We start from the raw sequence: 10387 nt of genomic DNA, 5'->3' as shown, positions 1-10387 counted from the left end.
CTGGCACGTAGTTAGCCGGCGCTTCTTCTGCAGGTACCGTCACTTTCGCTTCTTCCCTGCTGAAAGAGGTTTACAACCCGAAGGCCGTCATCCCTCACGCGGCGTCGCTGCATCAGGCTTTCGCCCATTGTGCAATATTCCCCACTGCTGCCTCCCGTAGGAGTCTGGGCCGTGTCTCAGTCCCAGTGTGGCCGGTCGCCCTCTCAGGCCGGCTACCCGTCGTCGCCTTGGTGAGCCGTTACCTCACCAACAAGCTGATAGGCCGCGGGCTCATCCTTCACCGCCGGAGCTTTCCACACTCATCGGATGCCCGAGAGTGTTGTATCCGGTATTAGACCCCGTTTCCAGGGCTTGTCCCAGAGTGAAGGGCAGATTGCCCACGTGTTACTCACCCGTTCGCCACTAATCCCCACCGAAGTGGTTCATCGTTCGACTTGCATGTGTTAAGCACGCCGCCAGCGTTCGTCCTGAGCCAGGATCAAACTCTCCGTGAATGTTTACCCGTAATCGGGTCGACACCACGAGAGCGGAACAGTCAGGCGGAATAAGCCCGACCGTTCACAACGTCCTCGCTGTGTTTTACTTCAAAGGAACCTCGACCACCGAAAAGTTTCGGCGGACGGGGTATCAACATATCTGGCGTTGATTTTTGGCACGCTGTTGAGTTCTCAAGGAACGGACGCTTCCTTTGTACTCACCCAAGCTACTCTCGGGCTTTCCTCCGGGCAGTTTCCCTTCGGTCTTGCGTTTCCGACTCTATCAGATCGTTTTCCGATCCGATTTCCTCGGTGCTTTCCAGGTTTCCGCTTTCGCGTTTCCCTTTCCGGCGGTTCCGACTCTATCAGATCCTTTCGGGCCTGATTCCCAGTCAGCGGGCGTTGTCTTCGCGGCTGTTGGGCCGTTCCGACGTTCCAAACCTTAGCGGATCTGCTCGGCAGTTCCCAATCGGGGCTGTCGAACCCAAATCGAATTTCATTCGGGCACGCCGAATTCATCCCGATGGGAGATCGTGCTGGTTGGTTTGGGTGCCGCTTGGAGCGGCGGAGGTGCTGTCGCAGAACCGTTAAGGCTCCGTGGCAACCCGAAGAACTTTACGGATCGCGGGGTGGACTGTCAAGCCTCCCCAGGGCGCCCCTCGGCCAAACCTCGGACGCGCCCCACAAGAGCGGCCTCAGTCGAGGTCGGTGAGGCGACCGCCGGCGTCCGGCTGGGCGTGCTCGACGCGGCGGAGTAGTCGGGTCAGGACCTCGCCCAGGACGGTGCGCTCCAGAGGGGAGAGGTCCTGGAGGAGGTCCTCCTCGAAGACCGAGGCGAGACGCATGGCCTCCAGCCACTTCTCGCGGCCCTCGGGCGTGAGCTCGACGATGACGCGTACGCGGTTGGTCTCGTCGCGCTCCCTCGTCACCAGGCCCTCGGTGACCATGCGGTCGATGCGGTGGGTCATGGCGGCCGGGGTGAGGCCCAGCCGCTTGGCCAGCTCGCTCGGGCCCAGGCGGTACGGGGAGCCGGAGAGGACGAGGGCCTTGAGGACCTCCCACTCGGCGTTGCTGATGTCGAGCGCCGAGGTCTGGCGGCCGTAGGCGACGTTCATACGGCGGTTGAGACGGGAGAGCGCCGAGACGATCTTCTCGACCTGGGGGTCGAGGTCCCTGAACTCGCGCTGGTAGGCGGCGATCTGCTCTTCGAGTGTCGGCTCGGCGCTGCCGGAGGTGCCGGGGGTGTCGCCCATGGGTGAAGTATGGCACGCCACTGCTTGGCATCGAAGTCCTTCGGTGTGTACTGTTTAGGTTCTAAGTTTTAGCTTCGAAGTCTTCAGTGTTAACGCTTGAGCTGTGGGCTTCCCTTTCCTAGGCAGGTGAACGTGACCAGGGGGATGGGCGCAGCGATGCGCCGGATTCATGTGGGCAACGCGCTCGGCGCGTTCGGACTCGGTTTCACCGTCCCGTATCTGTACGTCTATGTGGCGCAGGTGCGGGATCTCGGTGCGACGACGGCGGGGCTCGTGCTGGCGGTCTTCGCCGTGGCCGCGCTGGTGGTGCTGCCCCTCGCAGGGCGGGCCATAGTCCGGCGGGGTGCCCTTCCCGTGCTGCTCACCGCCCTGGTCACCGCCTCCGTCGGATCGCTGAGCCTGGGGCTGGCCTCCAGTGCGACGACCGTGCTGTTGTCAGCCGCGGCGCTCGGGGCGGGGCAGGCCGTGATGCAGCCGGCGCTCGCGACGATGATCGTCGACTGTTCGACCGCGGAGAACCGGTCTCGGGACTTCGCCACGCAGTTCTTTCTGCAGAACCTCGGGCTCGGAGTCGGAGGGCTGATAGGCGGGCATCTCGTCGATGCCACACGCGCGGGGTCCTTCACGCTGCTCTTCTCCATACAGGCGGCGATGTTCCTGCTGCTCGTGGGCGTGATGGCGACCGTGCGGATGCCTCGCGCCCCGAAGGTCGCGGGTGCGCCGGCGGGGACTGCGGCCAAGGGGAGCTGGAAGCAGCTGCTCGGCAATCGGGCCATGGTGCAGCTGTGTGTGCTGGGCTTCGTGCTGTTCTTCGCCTGCTACGGGCAGTTCGAGTCGGGGCTCAGTGCGTACGGAGTGGAGGCGGCCGGGATATCGACGTCCGCGCTCGGGACGGCACTGGCCGCCAACACCGCGGTGATCGTGGTCGCGCAGTTCGCCGTGCTGCGGTTCGTGGCGCGGCGCCGGCGGTCACGGGTGATCGCGGCCGTGGGGCTGATCTGGGCCTTCGCGTGGGGTGTGGCCGGGTTCGCCGGGCTGGGGGAGACGAGCCAGGCCATGGCGACCGCCGCGTTCGTCTCGACGTACGCGCTGTTCGGTCTCGGTGAGGCCATGCTGTCGCCGACCGTCGCGCCGCTGGTGGCCGATCTGGCGCCGACAGGGATGGCCGGGCAGTACAACTCGGCGTTCGCCCTGGTCAAACAGCTCGCGCTGGCGGTCGGTCCGGCGGTGGGCGGGCCGATGGGTGCCTCGCTGCATGCGCCGTACATCGTGTCGTTTCTGCTGTGCTCGCTGGGCATCAGCGTGCTGGCGCTGCGGCTCGGGCGGCATCTCACGGGCGGGCAGGATCAGCCCGCGCTCGTGGCCAGCCGGGTGGTCGCCGGGAGTGGGGCCGCCGCGGAACCGGTGGTGGCGCGGGCTTGAGGTGCCGGCCTTGAGGGGAGTCGGGTGGGAGGCCTCCCCTCAGGTGGCTCGGGCTTCGGTCACACGGAGTCGGTGGGCGGACAGGACGGCGGCGAGAAGTGCCGCCGCATAGGTCGCCGCGGCGAGTACGGCGAGTTGCCGCCACGGCACGCTCAGGACGAATCCGGAGACCTGGAAGGCGAGGACCACGGTGGGGATCACGGCGATCAGCAGACCCAGGAGGGCGCTCACCGCGATGAGGACGGCGTGCTGGCGGAGCAGCACATGCCGGGCCCAGCGCGGGGGGATGCCCACGGCGATCAGCCGGGCGAGATAGCGGCGAAGGATGCGGGTCTGGCCGCGGGTGGCGGCCAGTACGGCGGCGAGGGCCAGGAGCACCAGGCCCACGGCGGTGGCCAGGAGCGCCGCCGGGGGCACCGGGTCGTCGGGTTCCACATGGACCAGGACGGCTCCGGCGTCCATGCCGGCGTGGACGGCTCCGGCGTCCATGCCGGCGTTGACGATGGCCTGTTGCAGGGCGCGGGCGTCGGCGTCGGGGACGCCGGTGACCATGATCGGTCCGTGGGCCTGGATCGGCAGGTCGAGTGCGTTCGCCGTGGCGCGGAGCATGATGCCGTCGGAGCCGGTGCGCCACTCGGCGGGGGCGACCTCGACGGGGCCATGGGCAGCTCTGAGGTGTTGCCGAGGATCTTGTCGCCCTGACGGACGACGAGGGAGGTGTGGCGTTCGCGCCGGTGGGGGCGTCGGGAGAGTGTGCCCAGACGAGCAGGCCGCCGGCGCGCAACAGGGAGGCCTGGGTGGGTCGAGTCGGCGGCCGGTCAGCCGTTCGACGTGGGTGGGGTTGTCTGCGGTGAGCAGGCTGCTGTCGTTGCCCTTCCGGCTCGCCATACGGGGGTTGTCGGGGTCGCCGTCCATCAGGTAGCGCCGCTCTGTGCGGGGCAGCCCGTCGAGCGTGCCGGAGGCGTCGACCGTGCGGAGCAGGCCGAGCCGTTGCGGTGTTCGGCCATGCAGCCGGTGTGGGTGGCCGAGCGGTTGGCCCACGAGTCCATCTCGTCGTTGCGGTCGCCGGTCATGTTGGTCCGCGTGGTGGGGCCGTGGGCGCGTTCGCCGATCAGCCAGTGGAAGTCGTTGTTGCCCCACATGCACATGTTGTTCGCGTTGCACTCGCTCAGCGACGCGTGGGCCACTCCCCACTGGCGAAGAGGGTCGCACCCACGAACATCGCCGCCGCTATTGCTGTCTTTTCCGGCGCGTCACACCAAGCTCGGCGCCGAGACCCGCCTCCACGCGGCCCGGGTCGCCTGGTACGCGGGGGTCGACGCCCCCGTCAGGTGCCCGAGTCCGTGGGACGGCCCGCGGCGGGGGTGCGGCCCCCGCCGCTCAGGTCGTCCGCGGCAGGGCGAACTCGCACCACACCGCCTTGCCGCCGCCCGGGGCTCGGCGGCTGCCCCAGTTGGAGGCGATGGTGGCGATGATGGCGATGCCGCGGCCGGACTCGTCGGCGGGGTCGGCTCGGCGGCGACGCGGAAGGTGGTCGTTGCCGTCGGTGACCTCGACGATCAGACGGCGGTCGGTGCGGCGCAGGCGCAGACGCATCGGTGGGGTGCCGTGCTGGAGGGAGTTGGCGACGAGTTCGCTGGCTGCGAGGACACCCAGGTCGTGGAGTTCCGGGGGGAAACGCCAGCTGGTGAGGACGCCGGAGGCGAAGGCGCGGGCGCGGGGGGCCGCTTCCACCCCGCCGAGGAGTTCCAGGGCCGCGTTGCGGAAGAGTTCGCTGTCGGGGCCGACGCGGGCGGGGTGCTGGAGGACGAGGACGGCCACGTCGTCGTCGTGGTCGGCGGTGACGCCCGTCGAGCGGACCAGGCGGTCACAGACGACCTGCGGGGTGCCCGTGGCTCCGGACAGGGCGCGTTCCAGGGCGGCGATTCCCTCGTCCAGGTCCTCGTCGCGCCGCTCCACGAGGCCGTCCGTGTAGAAGACGGCCGTGGAGCCGGGGCCCAGGGGGATCGAGCCGGAGGAGTGGGTCCAGCCGCCGGTGCCGAGCGGAGGGCCGGTCGGTTCGTCGGCGCGCAGGACCGTGCCGCTCTCGTCGCGGACGAGGATCGGCAGGTGGCCCGCGGACGAGTAGACCAGGCGGCCCTCGTTGGGGTCGTGGACGGCGTAGGCGCAGGTGGCGATCTGGTTGGGGTCGATCTCCGTCGCGAGGCCGTCCAGCAGCTGGAGCACCTCGTGCGGCGGGAGGTCCAGGCGGGCGTAGGCGCGGACGGCCGTACGGAGCTGGCCCATGACGGCGGCCGCTCGCACTCCTCGGCCCATGACGTCGCCGATGACGAGGGCCGTGCGGCCGCCGCCGAGGGTGATGACGTCGTACCAGTCGCCGCCGACGGCGGTCTCGGTGCCGCCGGGGTGGTAGACGGCGGCGATGCGCAGGTCGTCGGGTTCCTCCAGCTCCTGCGGGAGGAGGGAGCGCTGGAGGGTGACGGCGGTCTCGCGCTGGCGGCGTTCGCTCGCGCGGAGGCGTTCGGCGGCCTCGGCGTGGTCGGTGACGTCGGCGGCGAAGATCAGGACGCCGCCGTCGCTCTGCCCTGCGCCGTTCGGTACGTCGACGGGGGTGCAGGTGATCGTGTAGCTGCGGCCGTCGGCGGCCTTGCGGGACTTGACCGTGCGGGACCTGGAGCTGCGCAGGACCTGGTCGAGGAGCGGGAGGAGGCCGAGGGCGTCCAGCTCGGGCAGGGCCTCGCGGGCGGGTTCCCCGAGCGGGCGCGCGCCGAAGGCCGCGACATAGGCGTCGTTGACGTAGGCCGTGCGGTGGTCGGAGCCGTGGACGAGGGCGACGAGGGCCGGGATGCGGTCGAGGATCTCGCGGGTCGGGAGGTCGTCGACGGCGGGCACGGTCGGTGGGTCGTCCGGGGGGTCGTCGGTCTGCCGTTCGGCGCGGGCCGCGGGTACGGAGCCTTCCCCCCGCCGGTCCGGGGTGACCGTGTGTTCGGTCCGCGCTGCGGCGCGGCGCTGCGTACCGGGGAGCCGGGCGCTCCAGCGCGTGAAGTTCACCGAATCCTTGCCTCGTGCCTCGTGTTGTCGTCTGTGGCCGGCTCCGGATCCGGCCGGTGGCCCGGGGGTGCCCCGGGTGCGGCGGTGGGGGACGCCTGGTCGTGGGTGCGTGTGGGCGGGGTGGTGGCCCCGCCCGAGATCATGGATCACGTCGCCGACCAGTCTGGCCGACCGGACCGACATCCGTCAGACGTCAGCCTGAACGGTGGAGTTCCTGGATCCGGTCAGGACGACCCCTTCGGGTCCTCAGGAGGCTTTCCACCGGCCGCGAGTTCGAACTCCGCACGAGGATGTTCGAGTGATCCGAGCGAGACGATCTCCCGTTTGAAGAGCCCTGCGAGGGTCCATTCGGCGAGGACTCGGGCCTTGCGGTTGAAGGTCGGCACCCTGCTCAGGTGGTACACGCGGTGCATGAACCAGGCCGGGTAGCCCTTCAGTTTCCGCCCGTAGACGTGGGCCACGCCCTTGTGGAGGCCCAGGGAGGCGACCGAGCCGACGTATTTGTGCGAGTACGTCTGAAGCGGCTGGCCGCGCAGGGAGCGGGCGATGTTGTCGCCGAGGGTGCGGGCCTGGCGTACGGCGTGCTGGGCGTTGGGGGCGGTCTCCTTGCCGGGTTCGGCGGTGACGTCGGGGACGGCGGCCGCGTCGCCCGCGGCCCACGCGTGCGCGACGCCCTCGACGGTCAGCTCGGCGGTGCACTTCAGGCGCCCGCGCTCGTTCAGCGGGAGGTCGGTGGCGGCGAGGATCGGGTGCGGTTTGACCCCGGCCGTCCAGACGACCGTACGGGTCGGGAAGCGGGCTCCGTCGCTGAGGACGGCGACGCGGTCGGCGCACGATTCGAGGCGGGTGTGGAGGCGTACGTCGATGTTGCGGCGGCGCAGCTCGGTGACCGTGTAGCGGCCCATCTCCTCGCCGACCTCCGGGAGGATGCGGTCCGAGGCCTCCACGAGGATCCACTTCATGTCCTCGGGCTTCACGTTGTGGTAGTACCGCGCCGTGTAGCGGGCCATGTCCTCCAGCTCGCCGAGCGCCTCCACGCCCGCGTAGCCGCCGCCCACGAAGACGAAGGTCAGGGCGGCGTCGCGGATCGCGGGGTCGCGGGTGGAGGAGGCGATGTCCATCTGCTCGATGACGTGGTTGCGCAGGCCGATGGCCTCTTCGACGGTCTTGAAGCCGATGGCGTAGTCCGCGAGCCCGGGGACGGGCAGGGTGCGCGAGATCGAGCCGGGGGCGAGGACGAGTTCGTCGTACGTCAGCTGCTCGGCCTCCGTGCCCTCCTCCTCGGTGGCGAGGGTGTCGAGGGTCGCGATGCGCTTGGCGTGGTTGATCGAGGTGGCCTCGCCGATGACGACCTTGCACTGGTCGAGGACGCGGCGCAGCGGGACGACGACATGGCGGGGCGAGATGGAGCCCGCGGCCGCCTCCGGAAGGAAGGGTTGATACGTCATATAGGGGTCGGGGGACACGACGACGATCTCGACGTCGCCACGTCCGAGTTCCGGTTTCAGCTGTCGCTGCAGACGCAGCGCTGTGTACAGCCCGACGTATCCGCCGCCGACGATAAGAATGCGCATCGGTTCCTTCACCCTCCCATGACGCACCTTGCTCGCTGGTTTGTCCACAGGCCCGGCAATTTGTGTGACCGGTCTCCACAAAGGCGCGGGGTTGGCCGATTTTCCGGCGCGTGCGACAGGTGCGCAGGTCAGATGGTGTGAGCCGGGTGGCAGGAGGGGGCGCAAACCGGACGTAAACCGCCCGTACTCCGATCGAGGGGCGCTCCCTGCGGAACGTGCCCCTTCTGAATTGACTCCCTCTCAACTATGTTCGTGTGTCGACGGGGTGTAGGGGGATGCGTTCAAGCAGTTCGGTCGGGTCCGGGATCAGGGTTGTGGATCTCGGGTTCGGGTCCGGGTTCCGTGTGGTCCGCGACGGGCGGGTCGGCTCGGGGACCGGGTTGCCGACGAAGGAAATCGGTGACCACCGAGGACCTTGGACGCTCGTTCCGCCGCTCCGGCTTCCGATGACGGGGAGAGTCTCCGGGGGGAGACGTCATTACCGGGGGAATACGTATGCATATTCAGGAGTCCCATTGGTCGTCCGCGTCCACGATCGCACCCAGTGGTGCGATCGGCACGGCGGGCGGCAACGGACGCGGTGACGGAGTGCGGTCCACTCCGCTCCGCGTGGACGCACAGCGCAACCTCGAGCACGTGCTGCGCGCGGCGCGCGAGGTCTTCGGCGAGCTGGGGTACGGCGCGCCGATGGAGGACGTGGCCCGCCGCGCGCGGGTCGGTGTCGGCACGGTGTACCGGCGCTTCCCGAGCAAGGACGTCCTGGTCCGGCGGATAGCCGAGGAGGAGACGTCTCGGCTCACCGAACAGGCCAGGGTGGCGCTCGGGCAGGAGGAGGACCCGTGGCAGGCGCTGTCGCGGTTCCTGCGGACGTCGGTGGCCTCGGGTGCCGGGCGGCTGCTGCCGCCGCAGGTGCTGCGGGTCGGGGTCGCGGATGACGCGGCCGAGGCCGACGGCATCGGCGCGTTCGTCGTGGACGAGGCGCGGGTGCCGCAGCAGCGGGGTCAGCCGACGACCGAGCTTCGGTTGGTCTCGGCGGATCCTGGTGCGGGTTCGGCCGGGACCGCGGGTGCCGGTGTCGTCGGTGGGCCGGTGGACGATGCCGGGGCTTCGGCGCTGCTCGAGGTGGTGGGGCAGTTGGTGGAGCGGGCTCGGGCGGCCGGTGCGCTGCGGGCTGATGTGACCGTGGCGGACGTGTTGTTGGTGATCGCCACGGGCGCGCCCGCGTTGCCGGATGCGGCGCAGCAGGCTGCCGCTTCGGCTCGGTTGCTCGACATTCTGCTGGAGGGGCTGCGGTCTCGGCCTGCCTGATGAGGGTCGGGTGAGGGGTCGTTCTCTCAGGGGCGGCGGGGGTGGTTTTTCGCCCCCGCCGCCCCTACCCGTTCCCATCCCCAGGGGCGCTGCCCCTTCGGCCCTGAGGGGTTCGTTGTCGGGTGCGGGTCCGGTGGGGGTTGCTCGCGCGGTTCCCCGTGCCCCTTGCGGGGCGCGGGTTACCCATATGGGTGAACGGCGGTACCGAGGTCTGGGAGTCCCCTCGGACGAGTGGTATGCCCGTAGTGCCAGGGACTGAACAAAAGCCAATATGGCACTCTGCCCTGGTGTTCGGGACTGGGTCGGCTGGCGGCGGGGGCTTCCGCGATGGGTTTTGACGGGCTGGGCGAGCCGAGGTCGGGGGCGGAGACGGAGCCTCAGGTGCCCAGCCAAGGGGGACGTGGGGTACCGGCGCAGTGGGATCGGTTCGACTCCGGGGTGCTGCCGCCGCGGGCGCCCTCCGACGCCGATCTGATCGAGTGGATGCGGTCGGGGGACGACTCGGCGTACGAGGAGCTGTACCGGCGCCACGCGGAGGCCGTACGTCGGTATGCGCGGACCTGCTGCCGGGACGCCCACACCGCCGACGACCTCACCGCCGAGGTCTTCGCCCGGATGCTGCAGGCGGTGCGGGGCGGCTCCGGGCCGGAGCACGCCGTACGGGCCTACCTGCTCACGTCCGTGCGGCGGGTCGCCGCCACGTGGACGACTTCCGCAAGGCGGGAGCAGCTCGTCGACGACTTCGCCGTGTTCGCGGCGCAGGCCTCGCGCGGGGCCGCGGTGTCGGACACCGACACGCTCGACCTCGGCGCGGAGGTGCGGGCGATGCACGAGGCCGAGCAGTCGATGGCGATGCGGGCGTTCCGTTCGCTGCCGGAGCGGTGGCAGGCCGTGCTGTGGCACACGGAGGTCGAGGACGAGTCGCCGAGCGAGGTCGCCTCGCTCTTCGGGCTGGACGCCAACGGCACCCGGGTGCTGGCCAGCCGGGCACGGGAGGGGCTCAAGCAGGCGTATCTGCAGGCCCATGTGTCCGCCACGCTCGCCGGGAACGCGGGGGAGTGCGGGCGGTACGCCGACCGGCTCGGCGCTTACGCCCGTGGCAGTCTGCGGACGCGGGCCGAGCGGGGGCTGCGCGCGCATCTGGAGGAGTGCGCGGCGTGCCGGCTGGCCGCCGGGCAGATCAAGGACGTCGCGAGCGGGATCCCGGCTGTCGTGCCGGTCGCGGTCATCGGCTGGTTCGGTGCGGCCGGGTACGCCAAGGTGACCGCGCTGGTCGCCGGTGGCGCGGGGGCCGGGGGCGCGG

At 70.0% G+C, this 10387-nt stretch carries 8 protein-coding genes and 1 rRNA gene; 3 read left to right on the top strand and 6 right to left on the bottom strand.

Going from position 1 to position 10387, the window contains the following annotated elements:
* Positions 1 to 494: ribosomal RNA gene (locus AWZ10_RS14175) — 16S ribosomal RNA — on the bottom strand; the annotation flags it as partial.
* A 677-nt stretch (positions 495 to 1171) separates the two neighbouring features.
* Entirely contained in the window at positions 1172 to 1729 is a 558-nt protein-coding gene (locus AWZ10_RS14170) for a MarR family winged helix-turn-helix transcriptional regulator (protein WP_046704682.1), read from the bottom strand.
* Between the two features lie 144 nt (positions 1730 to 1873).
* Between AWZ10_RS14170 and AWZ10_RS14165 the strand changes: the two genes are divergently transcribed.
* The gene (locus AWZ10_RS14165) at positions 1874 to 3151 is read left to right on the top strand and encodes an MFS transporter (RefSeq protein WP_208618496.1); all 1278 of its coding nucleotides are present in this window, start codon (positions 1874 to 1876) and stop codon (positions 3149 to 3151) included.
* A 39-nt stretch (positions 3152 to 3190) separates the two neighbouring features.
* Here AWZ10_RS14165 and AWZ10_RS14160 read toward each other — a convergent pair whose 3' ends face one another.
* From AWZ10_RS14160 to AWZ10_RS14145, 4 genes are all read right to left on the bottom strand, one after another.
* Positions 3191 to 3760 (bottom strand): hypothetical protein, encoded by a 570-nt coding sequence (locus AWZ10_RS14160; RefSeq protein ID WP_060891216.1) that lies wholly within the window; start codon positions 3758 to 3760, stop codon positions 3191 to 3193.
* A gap of 305 nt (positions 3761 to 4065) precedes the next feature.
* On the bottom strand, positions 4066 to 4338 hold the full coding sequence (locus AWZ10_RS14155; protein ID WP_060891215.1) for a peptidase inhibitor family I36 protein: 273 nt from the start codon (positions 4336 to 4338) through the stop codon (positions 4066 to 4068).
* A gap of 193 nt (positions 4339 to 4531) precedes the next feature.
* A complete protein-coding gene (locus AWZ10_RS14150; protein ID WP_046704678.1) occupies positions 4532 to 6202 on the bottom strand; it encodes an ATP-binding SpoIIE family protein phosphatase in 1671 nt (556 codons plus the stop codon).
* 224 nt (positions 6203 to 6426) lie between these two features.
* Complete coding sequence (locus AWZ10_RS14145; RefSeq protein WP_046704677.1) at positions 6427 to 7776, bottom strand: NAD(P)/FAD-dependent oxidoreductase; 1350 nt, start codon at positions 7774 to 7776, stop codon at positions 6427 to 6429.
* Between the two features lie 495 nt (positions 7777 to 8271).
* Between AWZ10_RS14145 and AWZ10_RS14140 the strand changes: the two genes are divergently transcribed.
* Positions 8272 to 9084 carry a TetR/AcrR family transcriptional regulator gene (locus tag AWZ10_RS14140; RefSeq protein ID WP_060891214.1) on the top strand — a complete coding sequence of 271 codons (813 nt, stop codon included), beginning with the start codon at positions 8272 to 8274 and terminating at the stop codon, positions 9082 to 9084.
* Between the two features lie 327 nt (positions 9085 to 9411).
* Positions 9412 to 10387, top strand: a 976-nt coding sequence (locus AWZ10_RS14135; RefSeq protein ID WP_208618495.1) for a sigma-70 family RNA polymerase sigma factor, incomplete at its 3' end; no start/stop codon positions are given.

Origin of the sequence: Streptomyces europaeiscabiei (assembly GCF_001550375.1) — a bacterium.
Taxonomy (GTDB): Bacteria; Actinomycetota; Actinomycetes; order Streptomycetales; family Streptomycetaceae; genus Streptomyces; species Streptomyces europaeiscabiei.
This window is presented reverse-complemented; position numbering and strand designations above follow the sequence as displayed.

Coding starts and splice junctions, on each gene's coding strand:
- AWZ10_RS14170 (WP_046704682.1), bottom strand. CDS start 1,729: ATGGGCGACACCCCCGGCACCTCCGGCAGCGCCGAGCCGACACTCGAA.
- AWZ10_RS14165 (WP_208618496.1), top strand. CDS start 1,874: ATGGGCGCAGCGATGCGCCGGATTCATGTGGGCAACGCGCTCGGCGCG.
- AWZ10_RS14145 (WP_046704677.1), bottom strand. CDS start 7,776: ATGCGCATTCTTATCGTCGGCGGCGGATACGTCGGGCTGTACACAGCG.
- AWZ10_RS14160 (WP_060891216.1), bottom strand. CDS start 3,760: ATGCTCCGCGCCACGGCGAACGCACTCGACCTGCCGATCCAGGCCCAC.
- AWZ10_RS14140 (WP_060891214.1), top strand. CDS start 8,272: ATGCATATTCAGGAGTCCCATTGGTCGTCCGCGTCCACGATCGCACCC.